The organism is Sorangium sp. KYC3313 (genome assembly GCF_052075895.1).
GTDB lineage: Bacteria > Myxococcota_A > Polyangia > Polyangiales > Polyangiaceae > Sorangium > Sorangium cellulosum_B.
Genome location: NZ_CP197255.1, coordinates 10,229,511 through 10,243,594 on the forward strand (window position 1 = coordinate 10,229,511; position 14,084 = coordinate 10,243,594).

A 14,084-nucleotide genomic window follows, 5' to 3' on the forward strand; every position below is an offset into this window, starting at 1 on the left:
GCCAGGCTCGCCATCCTCTCTTATCCTATGCGGTTCGTCCGCTTGCGCCGCTTCCATGCGGTGACTCTGGACGAAGGGGGGTTGTAATGAACAGAAAGATGCTGGTCGCTGGGTCGCTCCTCGCGCTCACGGGGTGTGCTGGGAACGTGGACGCTCCCGGCGCAGGCGGAACCGACGACCCAGAGGAGCTCGACACGGCGCCCGAGCCGCTCCGGGCGGGTGACGTCATCGCGTATGCGGCCGAGACGTCCCACCCGTACGCGGGTGGCTGGAAGCAGGCGATCACCTCGCCGGGCGCAACGTTCGTGCGCGTGCACTTCAACGACTTCTCTCTCGCGAAGGGCGATTATGTCACCGTCTCGAGCCCCGACGGCGCGCAGTCGTTCCGGTACGAGGACCGCGGCCCGAACGGGGACGGCGACGTCTGGGCGTTCGCCATCGACGGAGAGACCGCGATCGTCGAGCTGCACAGCAGCACCGGCGGTGGCCACGGGTTCTCGATCGCGGACATCGGCCACGGGACGATCGCGATCGCCCCGGATCCTGTGACATCGGGCGAGGCGACGCCGGGCAGCGTCGCCCTCGCGAGGAGGCCCGGCGGAGGCACGCCGGATATCGTGTGTGCCACGGAGGGTCGCGAACCCATCGTGTGTCACCCGGAGCTCGACGTTCAGCAGAGGCCCGTGGCGCGGCTGCTCTTCGCGCGCGGCACGGGCATGTACCTGTGCACGGGCTGGCTGATCGCCACCGAGGACAAGGACCGAACCACGCTCATCACCAACAACCATTGCATCAGCACCCAGGAGGAGACGAACAGCCTCGAGACCCGCTTTGGTTACCAGAGAACGGCCTGCGATAGCTCGACGATGGCGGCCGTGGCGGCAGGCGAGGGCCTCATGGGCGGCTCCCTCCTCAAGACCAACAGCCGGACCCGCACCCGCTCCAGAGGCGGCCTCGATTACACGCTGATAAGGCTGCCGGGCAACCCTCAGACGACCTGGGGCGTGCTCACCCCGACGACGAAGGCACCCCGCGTCGGCAACCCCATCCACTTCATCCAGCACCCGGCCGGGCGCCCGAAAGAGATCGGCTTCTGGAGGGATGACGCGCATACCCTCCGCTGCCAGATCGACGCGCTGGATCAGACCTACTCCGGCACGCTCCGTGGATCGCAGATCGGCTATTCGTGCGACAGCGAAGGCGGATCGAGCGGGTCGCCGATCATCGACGCCGGCACGGGCCTGGTGGTCGGCCTCCACCACCTCGCCGACGTCGCCTGGCTCTCCTGCAGGAACGGGGGAACAGAGATGTCCGCGATCTGCGCGGACGCCGGCGAGCTCATCCGCTGCGTCAACAATTGAGTCGGACGAAGGCTCCGCGCGCCTCGTTCCCCGAGGCTCCCCCGGCGTGGAGCCCCGCGCGCCTCGGCCCCGGGGCCCGCGATCGCCGCCCTGCGCGAGCGCGACGAGGCCGCCCGCCCCTCGCGCCGCGGCCGAGCGACGGCGGCGATCGTGCGCGCCAGGCGCCGTGTTAAGCGTCGCCGCACCATGCAGGCGCCCGACACCGATCCCCCCCCGCCCTCGGAGCCGCTCCAGGACGGCGCCCCCACGGCCGAATCCCCCACGCTCGCCAGCCGCGGCGCCGCCTCCACGCCCCCGCAGCCCCGCCGCTGGGCCGTCGGGCTGCTCAGCGCGCTGCACGCCCCCGTCTTCGCCTGGGCCGCGCTCTCCCTCCCCTTCCGGCCGTGGACGCTCTTCGCCGTGGTCACCGCCGCGCTCGCGCTGCTCCACGTTGCAACCGCCGTCCTCTCGCTCCTCCCCCACCCGCTCGCGCCGCGCGCCTTCCGCGTGACGTCGTTCTGCTCGCTCGGCTACCTCGCCTTCCTGAGCTTCGGGCTCCTCTCCTCCGCCGTCTACGTCGCCTCGCTGAACCGCGGCCTCGGCACCGGCATCGCGGCGGCGCTGCTCGCGGTCTGGGCGGTCGTCGCGCTCCTCACGCTGCCGTTCGCGTGCTGGGGCGTCGCCTCGACCGGCGGCCTCCGCCTGCTCCGCGCGAAGCGCCGGCCCTCGCCCGCGCTCTCCGCGCTCGCCGCGCTGGTCGTCCTGGCCGCCCTCTCGCTGCTCTTCCGCCACCGCGTCGCCAAGGCCGACGTCATGCCCGTGCCGGGCGGCGCGCCGTCGCGCACCGGGGCGGCGCTGCGCGAGGCGCTCTCTTCCTTCGACGCGCTCCCCGCACCGCCGGCCAAGGCGCCCTCGCTCATGACCACGGCGCCGGCCGCATGCGCCGCGCCCCCGGAGCCCGGCCGCCCCACCCTCGTCGTCACCCACCTCGCCCCCGGCCGCGACCCCGAGCGCGCCGCCGTCACGACCCGCTGCCTCCAGCCCGCGCCGGGCGAGGACGCCGCGGCGGCGCTGCGCGGAGCGCTCGCCGAGGCCCTGCGCGGCCCACTCAAGATCGACGTCGTCTCGGCCACGCAGCCGCTCGCCTCCCCCGGCCCGGGCCTCGACGGGCTGTCGCTGCGCCCCGGGCTCGACGGCCTCTGCCTCGCGGAGCGGTGCCTCATGCCCTGGCAGCTCATCGCGCTCGACGCGTTCAACACGAACGCGCCGCTGGCCGGCGTCCCCGACTTCCGCTTCGGCGTGGATCTCGCGGTCCTGCGCCGCGCCCTCGGCGAGCCGGAGCCGCCCGGCGGCCCCACCGCCGGCGGCGCCGCGCTGCGGGGCGGCCTCGTGCGGATCGAGACGCTCAGCTACGCCGTCGACGCCGAGGGCGCGCTCCACCTCCTGTCGCGGATCGGGGAGCCGTCGGTCCCGCTCACCGAGGCCGCCGCGCAGCAGGCGGCGGCCGCCGCCCAGCGCTACATCCTCGGGGCGCAGCGGAAGGACGGCATGTTCCGCTACATCGTCCACCCGTTCACCGGGCGCGCCTCGTTCGACGGGTTCTCGATCGCGCGGCAGGCCGGCACGACGCTCGCCCTGTGCGAGCTCGGGGTCGGCGCCGAGGGCGTGCCCACGTCGCCCGAGCTCGCGAAGGTGGTGCAGCGCTCGCTCGGGCTGCTCGCGAAGCTCGAGCGCAGGGCCGGCGAAGGCAACGCCGTCGGCGCGCTCTTCTACCCCAAGGACAGCCCCGGGACGATCGCGGGCCTCAACCCCACGGCGCTGAGCCTTGTCACGTTCCTCTCGTGCCGCGACGCGCACGGCACGCACGACGCGCTCATCGGGCGGCTCGCCCGGATGGTGCTCGCGACGCAGCGGGACGACGGCGGGTTCGCGCCGCAGCTCGACCTCGCGCGCGTCGCGCCCGTCCTCGGCCCGACGCAGCTCTACGAGGGAGGCCAGTCGGTGCTCGCGCTGACGCTGCTCGAGGCGCTCGCCGCCCGCGAGCCGAGCCCCGGGCTCCCGCCCGCGGCCGCCGTCCGCGCCGCCGTCGATCGCGCCATGGACTACTACGCGAACCGCTACTGGGACCATTTCGCCAGTAATTTCGTGTACATGGAGGAAAACTGGCACTGCCTCGCGGCGCGCGCGGCGCTCGGGCACCACCGCCGCGACGACTACGAGCGGTTCTGCCTCGATTATGTCGCGTTCAAGTCGCGGCTCGTGCTCGACGAGGACAGCGGGGTGACGCCCGATCTCGTGGGCGGGTACGGGTTCGGCAACGTGCTGCCGCCGCACAACACGGCGACAGCGGGGTTCGGCGAGGCGCTGGCCGCGGCGATGGCGGTCAAGGAGGCGCGCGGCGAGGACCTCGCGCGGGACCAGGCGCTGATGCGGCGGGTGCTCGGGTTCCTCGTGCGGCAGCAGTGGTCGCCCGCGACCTGCTTCGCGTGCAGCCGCGACGTGATCATCGAAGGGGGCTTCAGCGAGAGCATGGCGTCTCCCCGGATCCGCATCGATTACGTGCAGCACGCCTGGGCCGCGCTCGGCCACGGGGGCCGGATGCTCGGGCTGGTGCCAGGGCGGAGCGCGCCGGCGGCGGGGCCTCTGTGAGCGCGGGCGGCGAGGGAGAGGCCGTCGCGAGCGCTGGCGCCGGCGGTGAACCGAGCCCGTACGGCGGCGCCGTGGGCGCCGGGACCAGCGGCGGATCGAGCCCGCGCGGGGCCGCTCGCTTCGGCGAGCGCCGGGCGTACGCGTACGGCGTGACGGCCGCGTTCCTGCTCCTCATGCTCGCCCCGCTGTTCCGCCGCCCTCCGGTCGACAGCTTTCCGCTGTCGACCTACCCGATGTTCTCGTGGGGCCGCCACGACGCGCGCACCGCCGTGGAGCGCGCCGTCGGCGTGGACTCCCGGGGCGGGCGGCGGCCGATCCCGCCGCGCCTCGTGGGCAGCGAGGAGGTGCTGCAGGCCAAGGCCACGCTGGCGCAGAGCATCCGCCAGGGCGCCCGCGCGGCCCGCGCGCTCTGCCGCGGCATCGCGTCGCGCGTCGCGGCGCAGGACGGCTACGCGGATGTCGTCGCGGTCGAGCTCCGGACCGACACCTTCGATGCCGTCGCGTTCTTCGAGGGGCAGGAGGCCCCGATCGACTCCAAGCTCCACGCGACATGCAAGGTGGGCGCGCGATGAGGCGGCTCCTTGCGCGGCTCGACCGCGCCTTCTTCGCCGAGGCGCCCGCCGAGCGGCTCGCGCTCTTGCGGCTCCTGGTCGGCGGCTTCGCCCTCGTGTACCTCTGCGTCCGCGCGGTGCACTTCCAGCGGGTGAGCCACCTGCCTCCGGGGAGCTTCAGGCCCGTCGGCGTGGTCTCGGTGCTGTCCGCGCCGCTCCCCCTCTGGGCGGTACAGAGCCTCCTTGGCGCGGCGATCGCCGCCGGCGCGGCGTTCGTGGCGGGCTACCGGTTCCGCGTCGCCGGGCCCGTCTTCGGCGCGCTCCTGCTCTGGGTGCTGAGCTACCGGAGCTCCTGGGGCATGGTGTTCCACACCGAGAACCTCCTCGCGCTCCACGTCATCGCGCTCGGCCTCGGGGCCGCGGCGGACGCGCACTCGCTCGACGCGCGCGCGGCGCGCCGCGCCGGCACCCCGGCGCCGGCGCCGGACGGCCGCTATGGCTGGCCGATCCGGCTGCTCTGCGCGATCACGGTGATGTCGTATTTCATCGCCGGGGTCACGAAGCTCCGGAACAGCGGCCTCGACTGGGCGACGAGCGATATCCTCCGCAACTACATCGCTTACGACAACGTCCGGAAGATCGCGCTCGGCGACACGCACTCTCCGCTCGGCGGCGCGCTCGTCCGCTACCGGTTCCTGTTCCCGCCCCTCGCGCTCGCCAGCCTGGCGATGGAGCTCGGCGCGCCGCTCGCCCTGTTCAGCCGGCGCGTCGCGGTCGTCTTCTGCGGCGCCGCCTGGCTCTTCCACCTCGGCGTGCTGCTCACGATGGCGATCCTGTTCCCGTATCCCCTGCTCGGCATCGCGTTCGCGGGGTTCTTCGAGCTGGAGAAGATACGCGATGTAAGGCGCCCGCGCCGCGTGAACGCAGCCATCGGGAACGGGAGGACGTGAGGGGCGCTCCCGGGCTCGCGCGCCGCTACGAGCGCTCGCTCGGCTCCTCGTCGAACGGCTCGCAGACGAGATAGACCTTCTTCCCGCTCGGATGGATCGCGAGCGTCGCGTAGCGCGGGCAGGCGAAGCACTCCCGCGCGTCCACCGTCGCCGCCCGCCGCGGGCAGCGCACCCGCCGTGGCTCGGTGCCACCCCCCTCGACCTCGATCCACACCAGCTTGTCCGATTCCTCCAGATGACAGGCCATGGCGACCTCCTCCCGCGGCCATCTGCCGGTGAAAGGCGGTTTGCAATCATCGAGCCGAAAGACGTCGACCCGCGGCGCCGCCATGGCGAGCCGCCAGGACCGCACCCGGATCGCGCCTGTTGCCACCGATTCCCGTGCTTCTTCACGGCTCCTCACGCCGTCTCTCGGCGGCGGAGCGGGCCGCTGCTCCTCGCCACGGGTCCCGGGGCGCACGCCCTGCGCCGAGAGGCGCGTGGAATGCACCAGCGATGAAACAAGGAACGGGCCCTGCCGCGCCGGCTGGGCCCACGCCTCGGCGAAGCGCATGGCGCACCCCTTGCTGCGTCGTACGTGCTGCGGTGGACGCCGCAGCGCTCTTCACAGGGGGTCGCGATGGCTGACTGGCTCGTCGTGCTGCTGGCGGCTGCTGGGGGCGTCGTGGCGTTGATCGCCGGGACGAGGCGCCTGCTCGCCCGGCGGCATTACCACACCTCGGAGGTCACCCTGGTCTGTCCACGGACCGGGGCTCCCGTGCGGTGTCGGATTGTCGTCGACGGGCGCTCCGAGCAGCCCGTCGAGGTCGCACGCTGCTCGCTTCTCCCCGGCGGGCGGCCCACGTGCGACCAGGACTGTGTGAAGCTCCTGAACCTGGGCATCCGGCTCGCGCCCGTCGAGCCCGCGCGTCCACAACGAACACACGAGCGCCCTGACGCGGGCGGGCCCGGCGCAGGCGAGGAGCCCGGCCCGCCCTCGCCCTGACGCGACCGGGGGATCGCGGCGCGCAAGGCGTGCGCTGCCCCGCACTCCCTGCATCACGCAGCGCGCCGGGCGGCCCGTCGCCGCCCGGGAGCCGTGATGGCACATCGCGTGCTGTCACCGCGGAAGCATGGCTTTCCAGACACCGAAGATGACGACCCGCTCCTCGGCCAACCTGCCGATCGCGATGGTCCTCCTGGGGACTGGCTCCCTGCTGTGGATCCGCGCCGCGCTGCGCACGCCGGGCGCGCTGGACATGACCCCCAGCGTCGACGGCTGTCTCACGGTGGGGATCGTCGGCGTGCTGCTCGCGTTGCTTCACGGCATCACGTACCCGACAGCGCTCCTGTCGATCGCGGCCCCGATCGCCCTGGTGCAGTTCCTCGCCACCGGGGGTTCCGGCGTCGCTTTCCTGCCCGTGCTGGGGATCGAGCTCACCGCGCTCGGCCTCTTCGGCCTGCCGCTCTCCCGGCTGCCTCGCCGCCGCCCTGCGGTGACGGCGCCGGCGCGCTCGCTGAGCGCGGCGCACTCGGCGCCCTCGTGAGCAGCCAGCCGCCGGTGGGTTGAACGACGCGCCGCGATGTCGCCGCGGCGAGTACAGGCGTCGCTCCGGCCCCGCCCGCGCGAGCGGAGCCTTCGCTTTCGCCGCGGATCAGAACTCGAACTTGTCGAACGAGTTCAGGTCCTTGCACGCCTCGACGAGGCGCGCCGCCACGCCCTTCTCGCCGAGGTGGAGCCAGCCGCGCGGGTCGATGTACTTCTTGTTGGGCTTGTCCTCGCCCTCGGGGTTGCCGAGCTGCGACTTCAGGTAGGCGCCCTTGTCGTCCATGTACTTCTTGATGGGCTGCGTGAAGGCCCACTGCGTGTCCGTGTCGATGTTCATCTTGATGACGCCGTAGGACACCGCCTCGCGGATCTCCTCGCGCGTCGAGCCGGAGCCGCCGTGGAACACGAAGTCGACAGGCTTCGGGCCCGTCTTGCGCTCCTTCTGGATCGCGTCCTGGGAGTTCTTCAGGATGGGCGGCCGGAGCTGCACGTTGCCCGGCTTGTAGACGCCGTGCGTGTTGCCGAACGACGCGGCGATCGTGAAGTTGCCGATCGGCTTCAGCGCGTCGTACGCGGCGAGCACCTCCGCGGGCTGGGTGTACAGCTTGGAGTTGTCGATGCCGCTGTTGTCGACGCCGTCCTCCTCGCCGCCCGTGACGCCGAGCTCGATCTCGAGCGTCATCTTGAGCGCCGCCATCTGCCGCAGGTACTTCTGGCAGATCTCGAGGTTCTCGTGGAGCGGCTCCTCGGACAGATCGAGCATGTGAGAGGAGAACAGGGGCTCTCCGTTCTTCTCGAAGAACCTCTTGCCGTGCTCCAGCAGGCCGTCGATCCACGGCAGGAGCTTCTTCGCGGCGTGATCGGTGTGCAGGATGACCGGCACGCCGTAGGCCTCGGCCAGGTTCCGCACGTAGTGCGCGCCCGCGACGGCGCCCGCGATGGCGGCCTTCTCACCCTTGTTGTCCAGGAACTTGCCGCCGAAGAAGTGGGCACCGCCGTTCGAGAACTGGATGATGATAGGGCACTTGGCCTCTCGGGCCGCCTGGAGCGCGGCGGTCGTGCTGTGCGAGCCGATCACGTTCACGGCCGGCAGCGCACACTCGACGCTCTTCATGTACTCGAACAGCTCCTGAAGAGCGGAGCCAGTGATCACGCCGGGCTTGAGCTTCATCTTGGACATGGCACCTTGAATCCTTGTTCCTTGCTCGGGTCTCGCCCGAGCATGCAACGCGGCGAAGGAAAGCGGAAGGGTGGATCGGAGCCGCAGGGCGGGCGCGGTCCGGGTACCATCGCCAAAGCCCAGGGAGCAAGCGGATTCTCCGCTGGCTTCACGGTGGAATGACCCCCCCACGGCGAGCTCGCCCTCGCCGAGCAGCCCGCCCGGAGATCCGCATGCAGGCCTCATCCATGTCGCCCGAAGAGCTCCTCGCATCCCTCGCGGAGGCCGCGCAGGGCCTGCTGTTCCCCAGCGAGTCCGATCACGAGCTGCGCCCGTTCCGGTCGCGCGGGGACGCGTCCTCGCCGGCCGCGCTGCTCGAGGCCGAGGGCCTCGACGCGGCGACGCCGGTCGAGGTCACGACGGCGGGCGACCTCTTCGCGCCCGTGATCGACGTGCCCGGGGACGCCGGCGACGCGGCGCTGGCCGAGGCGGGGCGGTACCGGCGGCTCGTGGACCTGCTGGAGCGCCACCTGACCGACGTCCGGGTCTACCGCGTCGGGCGCGTCGCGATCGATGTCTACGTCCTCGGCCGCCATCCGTCGGGCGCGTGGCTCGGCCTCGTGACGAAGGTCGTCGAGACCTGAGCGCGCCGCTCAGCGACCGCCGGCGGGCCCGTCGTCGACGCGCGCCTCGAGCGTCCGCTGCGTGGCCTCGGGGAGGGCGGTCATGAGGTCGTAGCCCGCGCGCCGCTCGATCTCGTCCACCGTCGTCCGGTACTGCCCCCAGCCCCGATCGAGGATGCCCGTCTCGTTCGGCATCACCACCGCGATGACCCGCGTCGCCGGGCCGATGTCGCCGGGCCCCTGCCCCGGCTCGAGGACCACGGCGACCTTGAAGAACGCGTCCGGCACGGCGACGCCCTTGCCGATGGTGGCGGCCGGGAGCTCGCGCTCGTCGAAGAGGCCGCCGGCGATCAGGAACAGCACCCGCCGCTCCTTCTGCGCGAGCTCCTGGCACGCCTCCTCGAGCCTCAGCCACGGACCGGCGTTGAGCTCGTGCCGCTGCGGCAGGATGTTCGTGAGGAGGAACGTCGCCTTGTTGTCGTCGGGGGTCCGCGTCCGCTCCTCGGAGCGGACCATGTGGCCTCGATCGAAGCCGGAGCCGGTGTAGTCGTCGTGCTGCACGCGGTACCAGCCGTCCGGCAGCGCGCTGTCGGCCAGGAACTTGCCCCGATGGCGGGGCGCGTCCCCGAACGACGCGGCGTCGAGCCGCCAGCCGACCCAGTTCGCCACGTTCCTGGAGCGGTTGTAGGAGAGGGCGTACTGGGGCTTGATCATCAGGTGATCGTCGGACGCGTCGGCCCGCGCGGCGCGCGCTCCCGTGCGGGCCGGGACGCCGAGCTCGAGATGCGGGCTCGGCGCGGGCGGGCGCGAGGAGGGCGCGTCCTTCGGCGGAGCGCCCTTCGGCGGCGAGGCGCTGCCGGATCGGCCGGGCGTCGGCGATGGCCTGGAGGGGCGGTCGCCGCCGAGGTCGAGGCCGAGCTCCTCGAGCCCGCGCTCGAGGCCGCACTTGACCCCCACCGCGCTGAGCCCGGTCACGAGGAGCGCGACGAGCACGCGCGAACCCGAGGACTTCTGCTGTCGCTTCCTGTTCGAGCCCACGTCGGCGCTGTCAGCTATCTAAGGCAGGGACGGCGCGGTCGTCCAGCGCGACGTCGGCGAGGCGCGCAGCGCTCGGCCCGAAAGGCCCGTCGGTACGTTTTGCTTGAGCGTGCCGCCGCGACTCTCACTTCCCGACCCGGAACGACAGGGCGCTCGCGCGCCTCTTCACGAGCCGGGAGGACCTCGCCGCGGGGCTCTGGGCCGACATCGTCGTCCGCGCCGCGCCCGGGTTCGAGGTGATCCCGGGCCTGCGCGGCGACCTCTTCGCGTCCGGCGGCGCGACGAGGGCCACGGTGGATCCGCGGCTCGCGACGCGGCTGCAGGCGACCCCGCGCGTCGCCCTGCTGAGCGCCTTCGGCGTGACCCACCAGCCGCCGAGCTTCCTCGGCGCGGTGCCCGGCCTGCAGGTGGGCGGCCTGCGCGGCGGCGTGCAGACGGGGCTGCTGGCGAGCGCCGGCGTCGAGCTCCGCCTCCCCGGGGAGATCAAGGCCACGATCACCGGGTTCCGGGGCGGCTTCTTCGACCTGAGCGACGCCCTCGGCAACCGGCCTCCCGGCACCGACGCTGGCCTCGCGCAGCGGGCCGAGCTGCGCGGCGCCGGCAGCACCCATGGGCTGGAGATCCACGCGCACCGCAGCCTGTCGAAGCGCATCGGAAAGTTCGTGTCCTACACCCTCTCCCGCTCCGTCCGCCATGTCGGCCGGGAGAGCTTCGACTCGGCGTTCGACCGCCGCCATGTGCTCAACATGGCGGCCGCGGTCGACGTGGGCCGCGGCTGGAAGCTCGGGGCCAGGGCGGTGTTCCACAGCGGCATTCCCATGACGGTCGATTACGACCTCTGGGACAACGACGGCGTCGACGGGCAGCGCCCGGATGGCAACGACGACCGCCCCGACACGGAGCAGGACATCCGGCGCCGCGAGCGGCAGCGCGAGCGGATCGCCCAGGTGGTCCGCCGGCTGAGCCTGCCGGAGCGGCTGCCGGCGTTCTTCCGGCTCGACCTGCGGCTCGAGAAGCGGTGGATCCTCCGGGAAGGACGGACCCTCTCGCTCACGGTCGAGGCGCTCAACGCCACCGCTGGAAAAGAGACGCTGCAATACGAGTGCTCGCTCCTGCGTGGATGCGAGCCGGAGACGCTCGGACCCATCCTCCTACCGAGCATCGGCGCCGAAGCGACCTTCTGAGCGGCATTGACGTCATCGCGCCGCGGGCAGCGCTCCCGCTCACCAGCGGCGCCGCGGCTGCGCGCCCGCGCCGCGCCGAGGATCGCCGGGCTCACCCGTGCACCCCCGAGCACAATGCAGCAGAGCCACAAAAATCCCATATCGATTCATCGAACGATCTCCGTGCCGCGATGGCGTCTCCTGGCCATGACGTCCGGCAAGAGCGGTAAAGCACGGGGAGATTTGTTCGCCAGCACAGAAGCCGTCATGAGGACGCCCTCCCTGGCACATGTGCCGTGACCGGCAGCCGGCGTCACCCCTCATGCAAAGCATTGCGGCATCACGCAAAGACTCGTGCAGCGTCCACTCCTCACGACGGGCCCGGCGAGCCCACGGTCAACGCGCTGGAGACCAAACAGCGCTCCGAAATGGCGGCGAACGGCGGCGCGGGCGGAGATCGTGCGCTATCCTGTTGACGTAGACGCTTTCTGGTCCAATGTTTGCGAACATGGCGTGGCGGCGCTGGAGCTGAGAGACAACGGGATATCGCACCGCGATAGACGTTGCCTCACCTCCAATCACCTGCCGTAACCATGAGGGTCAATTCATGAACTTGTATTATCGCGCACTCAGCACGGTACTCTTCTCGGCGACGCTCGCGGCCGCCGCGCTCTCTTCGGGCGATGCCGAGGCGTCGTCGTCGAGGCAGCCCACCAAGGTCGAGCGCCTGGTGTTCCCGGTGACCCTCTCCGACGGCAACACGTACGACGTCGTCGGATACCTCTACTATCAGGGTCAGACCACGTACCGCCCCCTTCAGGTGCTCGTCCACGGCCTGACCTACACGCACGAGTACTGGGATCTCCCGTCGTTCGGCGGACACGATTACTCCTATGCCCGGCACATGGCGAAGGAGGGATACGCCGTCCTGGCCCTCGACATGCTCGGGGCCGGAGAGAGCAGCCGGCCCGACGGCGACTTCCTCGATCTGGCAGAGACCGCCGACAGCGTCCATCAGATCATCACCGAGATGCGCACGCCGGGCGGCGTCTACAGGACGCCTTTCACGCGCGTCGCGCTCGTCGGCCACTCGAACGGCGCGATCATCAACACGTTCGTTCAGAGCACCTACAATGACGCCGACGTCCTCGTGAACACCGGCCTGGCCTTCACGCCGCACCCGATCCCGGTCCCCCCGGAGGCGATCTCCGCGCTGCTGCAGACGCCCTATATCGCGATCCCGCCGGAGATGCGCACCGCCATCTTCTACGACACCGCGAACGCGAACCCGGCGCTCATCGATTTCGACAACGCCACCATCGCCGACACGTCCACGCGCGGGCAGTTCCTGAGCCTCCTCGCCGTCTCCGAGGACCCGACGCTCGCCGGCATCGACGAGGTGACGAGCCCGGTGTTCATCCAGTTCGGGGAGACGGACGCGCTGCAGCCGGCGTCGTACGTGGACTCCGACGCGGCGCTCTATGCCAGCGCCGAGAGCGTCACGACCGCGATCGTCCCCGACGCGGGCCATATCCTGAACGGCCATCGCAAGGCGCGGGTCGGCTGGGAGCAGATCGACTGCTGGGTCCACCACAACATGGGCTGGTAAGGCGCGCTTGGAGCCCCGGGCAGCGCCGCCTGCCCGGACCGCCGCGGCCGGCGGCCGCCGGCCTCCCTCGCCCGGGCGGCGGCGCGCAGGCTTGGCGGCCGCTGTCCGGGGCCTATGCTGCCCCCATGCGCGAACAGCTCGCCAAGACGCTCGGGGAGGTCTTCTGGACCGATCTCCGCACCCATACGGTGCGCGACGCGGTCATCGTCGTCGCCGCCGATCTCGACCTCCTGGACGTCGGCGAGGCCATGGCCGCGAACGACACGGCCGCGGTGGAGGCCTGGATCGCGGCCGGCAAGCTGACCAAGCCGACGGCCGCCGATCTCGCGCGCTGGCCGCAGCAGCACGATCTGCGCTTCCTGTCGCTCGTGGTCGCGCCGTTCGTGCTGATCCGCCAGCCGCCCTCGCCGCCGCCCTCGTGAGGCGCGCCGCCAGCGCGACGTGATATCGTCGCCCGCATGCGCCGGTTCGAGTTCGTGCAGGGGACGAGCGCCAAGTTCTGGATGGCCGACGTGGACGACACGACCTTCATCGTCGTCTACGGGCGGCTGGGGACCGCCGGGCAACGCAAGGAGAAGGCGTTCCCCACGGCGGAGGCCGCGCAGCGCGAGTGCGACAAGAAGATCGCGGAGAAGCTCAGGGAGGGCTACCAGGAAGTGGCCGCCGCGGGCAGCGCGCCCGCCGTCGGCGCCCCCGCGGCCGGCGCCGTCGCGGCCGCGCCCCCGCAGCCGCCGAAGCTCGATCTGCCGCCGCGCGTCCAGCCCGGCGAGGCCACCGAGGCGCGGCGCAAGGCCGCCGTCCACGCGCTCGCCGCGGTCTCGGCCGCGCGCGGCCGGCGGAGCTGGGTGCTCGGGCGCGCCGTCCGACGCGCCCGCCGGGCGCTCGAGACGCTCGGCGGGCTCGATCCCGCGACCGACGGGGCGCTGTCCGCCGCGCTGGACGCGCTCCTCGACCGCGTCGTCGCGCCGAGCGCGCGCGATCGCCTGCCGCTCGTGCGCGCGATCGAGCTGCTCTCGGAGCTCGACGCCGCGGCGTTCGCGCGCGCGGTGCGCGACACCTGGAAGGCCCCGCCGGCGGCCTCTCCTGCCGCCGGAGCGCTCGCCCTCCTGAAGCGGCAGCTCGAGGAGCTCGACGATCCCGAGCTCGGCCTCCGGCTCGGCGCCCTGCTCGTCGATCGGCCGCACCACGGCTCGATGAGCGCCGAGGCCGGGTGGGCGCGGCGCTGGAAGGCGCTCTCGCCGCACCTCGAGGCGCACCTCGCCCACCGCGGGCGCTCGCTGAAGGACCTCCTCGCGAGCATCGACGCGGGCGGCGACCCGCACGTCGCCGAGCGGGTCGCGCGGATGCGCGCGGCGTGAGCTGCTCGGCCTGAGCTGCGGTGACTGAGCTGCGCGTCCGGCGCGCGCCTCGAGGCAACGCTCCGGGCGCCGCGCGGCCCCCCGGCGTCCGCGAACACGCCCCACCCACAGGCGCA

15 protein-coding genes are annotated in these 14,084 nt (G+C 72.3%); 11 read left to right on the top strand and 4 right to left on the bottom strand.

Translation table 11 applies throughout. From position 1 onward, the window contains the following. Positions 1–86 precede the first annotated feature (86 nt). The 4 genes from ACSRUE_RS38760 (at position 87) to ACSRUE_RS38775 (ending at position 5,490) form a co-directional block, all read left to right on the top strand. Positions 87–1,361 carry a trypsin-like serine peptidase gene (locus ACSRUE_RS38760; protein ID WP_441287959.1) on the top strand — a complete coding sequence of 425 codons (1,275 nt, stop codon included), beginning with the start codon at positions 87–89 and terminating at the stop codon, positions 1,359–1,361. A gap of 186 nt (positions 1,362–1,547) precedes the next feature. After that, entirely contained in the window at positions 1,548–3,989 is a 2,442-nt protein-coding gene (locus ACSRUE_RS38765; RefSeq protein WP_441287960.1) for a hypothetical protein, read from the top strand. Beyond that, on the top strand, positions 3,986–4,561 hold the full coding sequence (locus ACSRUE_RS38770; protein ID WP_441287961.1) for a hypothetical protein: 576 nt from the start codon (positions 3,986–3,988) through the stop codon (positions 4,559–4,561). The genes ACSRUE_RS38765 and ACSRUE_RS38770 overlap by 4 nt, the downstream gene beginning before the upstream one ends. Continuing rightward, on the top strand, positions 4,558–5,490 hold the full coding sequence (locus tag ACSRUE_RS38775) for an HTTM domain-containing protein (protein ID WP_441287962.1): 933 nt from the start codon (positions 4,558–4,560) through the stop codon (positions 5,488–5,490). The genes ACSRUE_RS38770 and ACSRUE_RS38775 overlap by 4 nt, the downstream gene beginning before the upstream one ends. A gap of 25 nt (positions 5,491–5,515) precedes the next feature. On the opposite strand, the gene ACSRUE_RS38780 is transcribed toward ACSRUE_RS38775, so the two are convergent. Then, positions 5,516–5,737, bottom strand: a complete 222-nt coding sequence (locus ACSRUE_RS38780) for a hypothetical protein (protein WP_441287963.1) — start codon at positions 5,735–5,737, stop codon at positions 5,516–5,518. A gap of 372 nt (positions 5,738–6,109) precedes the next feature. Here ACSRUE_RS38780 and ACSRUE_RS38785 point away from each other — a divergent pair, with 372 nt between their 5' ends. After that, the gene (locus tag ACSRUE_RS38785) at positions 6,110–6,475 is read left to right on the top strand and encodes a hypothetical protein (protein ID WP_441287964.1); all 366 of its coding nucleotides are present in this window, start codon (positions 6,110–6,112) and stop codon (positions 6,473–6,475) included. Between the two features lie 148 nt (positions 6,476–6,623). After that, a complete protein-coding gene (locus ACSRUE_RS38790) occupies positions 6,624–7,016 on the top strand; it encodes a hypothetical protein (RefSeq protein ID WP_441287965.1) in 393 nt (130 codons plus the stop codon). A 108-nt stretch (positions 7,017–7,124) separates the two neighbouring features. Here the strand turns inward: ACSRUE_RS38790 and fbaA are convergent, their stop codons facing one another. Beyond that, positions 7,125–8,198 (bottom strand): class II fructose-bisphosphate aldolase, encoded by a 1,074-nt coding sequence (gene fbaA, locus ACSRUE_RS38795; protein ID WP_437769208.1) that lies wholly within the window; start codon positions 8,196–8,198, stop codon positions 7,125–7,127. Positions 8,199–8,410: 212 nt separating this feature from the next. Between fbaA and ACSRUE_RS38800 the strand changes: the two genes are divergently transcribed. Beyond that, the gene (locus ACSRUE_RS38800) at positions 8,411–8,821 is read left to right on the top strand and encodes a nuclease A inhibitor family protein (protein ID WP_441287966.1); all 411 of its coding nucleotides are present in this window, start codon (positions 8,411–8,413) and stop codon (positions 8,819–8,821) included. Positions 8,822–8,830: 9 nt separating this feature from the next. On the opposite strand, the gene ACSRUE_RS38805 is transcribed toward ACSRUE_RS38800, so the two are convergent. Further along, positions 8,831–9,838, bottom strand: coding sequence for a DNA/RNA non-specific endonuclease (locus ACSRUE_RS38805; protein ID WP_441287967.1), 1,008 nt, complete (start codon positions 9,836–9,838; stop codon positions 8,831–8,833). Between the two features lie 124 nt (positions 9,839–9,962). Continuing rightward, the gene (locus tag ACSRUE_RS38810; protein ID WP_441287968.1) at positions 9,963–10,130 is read right to left on the bottom strand and encodes a hypothetical protein; all 168 of its coding nucleotides are present in this window, start codon (positions 10,128–10,130) and stop codon (positions 9,963–9,965) included. Position 10,131: 1 nt separating this feature from the next. On the opposite strand from ACSRUE_RS38810, the gene ACSRUE_RS38815 reads away from it, so the two are divergent. The 4 genes from ACSRUE_RS38815 (at position 10,132) to ACSRUE_RS38830 (ending at position 13,968) form a co-directional block, all read left to right on the top strand. Further along, positions 10,132–11,022 carry a hypothetical protein gene (locus tag ACSRUE_RS38815; protein WP_441287969.1) on the top strand — a complete coding sequence of 297 codons (891 nt, stop codon included), beginning with the start codon at positions 10,132–10,134 and terminating at the stop codon, positions 11,020–11,022. A 586-nt stretch (positions 11,023–11,608) separates the two neighbouring features. Next, positions 11,609–12,610, top strand: coding sequence for an alpha/beta hydrolase (locus tag ACSRUE_RS38820; protein WP_441287970.1), 1,002 nt, complete (start codon positions 11,609–11,611; stop codon positions 12,608–12,610). A gap of 125 nt (positions 12,611–12,735) precedes the next feature. Next, on the top strand, positions 12,736–13,032 hold the full coding sequence (locus ACSRUE_RS38825) for a DUF2288 domain-containing protein (RefSeq protein ID WP_437769213.1): 297 nt from the start codon (positions 12,736–12,738) through the stop codon (positions 13,030–13,032). Between the two features lie 36 nt (positions 13,033–13,068). Next, positions 13,069–13,968, top strand: coding sequence for a WGR domain-containing protein (locus tag ACSRUE_RS38830; RefSeq protein ID WP_441287971.1), 900 nt, complete (start codon positions 13,069–13,071; stop codon positions 13,966–13,968). Positions 13,969–14,084 lie beyond the last annotated feature (116 nt).

Coding starts and splice junctions, on each gene's coding strand:
- ACSRUE_RS38760 (WP_441287959.1), top strand. CDS start 87: ATGAACAGAAAGATGCTGGTCGCTGGGTCGCTCCTCGCGCTCACGGGG.
- ACSRUE_RS38765 (WP_441287960.1), top strand. CDS start 1,548: ATGCAGGCGCCCGACACCGATCCCCCCCCGCCCTCGGAGCCGCTCCAG.
- ACSRUE_RS38775 (WP_441287962.1), top strand. CDS start 4,558: ATGAGGCGGCTCCTTGCGCGGCTCGACCGCGCCTTCTTCGCCGAGGCG.
- ACSRUE_RS38780 (WP_441287963.1), bottom strand. CDS start 5,737: ATGGCCTGTCATCTGGAGGAATCGGACAAGCTGGTGTGGATCGAGGTC.
- ACSRUE_RS38785 (WP_441287964.1), top strand. CDS start 6,110: ATGGCTGACTGGCTCGTCGTGCTGCTGGCGGCTGCTGGGGGCGTCGTG.
- ACSRUE_RS38790 (WP_441287965.1), top strand. CDS start 6,624: ATGACGACCCGCTCCTCGGCCAACCTGCCGATCGCGATGGTCCTCCTG.
- fbaA (WP_437769208.1), bottom strand. CDS start 8,198: ATGTCCAAGATGAAGCTCAAGCCCGGCGTGATCACTGGCTCCGCTCTT.
- ACSRUE_RS38800 (WP_441287966.1), top strand. CDS start 8,411: ATGCAGGCCTCATCCATGTCGCCCGAAGAGCTCCTCGCATCCCTCGCG.
- ACSRUE_RS38820 (WP_441287970.1), top strand. CDS start 11,609: ATGAACTTGTATTATCGCGCACTCAGCACGGTACTCTTCTCGGCGACG.
- ACSRUE_RS38825 (WP_437769213.1), top strand. CDS start 12,736: ATGCGCGAACAGCTCGCCAAGACGCTCGGGGAGGTCTTCTGGACCGAT.
- ACSRUE_RS38830 (WP_441287971.1), top strand. CDS start 13,069: ATGCGCCGGTTCGAGTTCGTGCAGGGGACGAGCGCCAAGTTCTGGATG.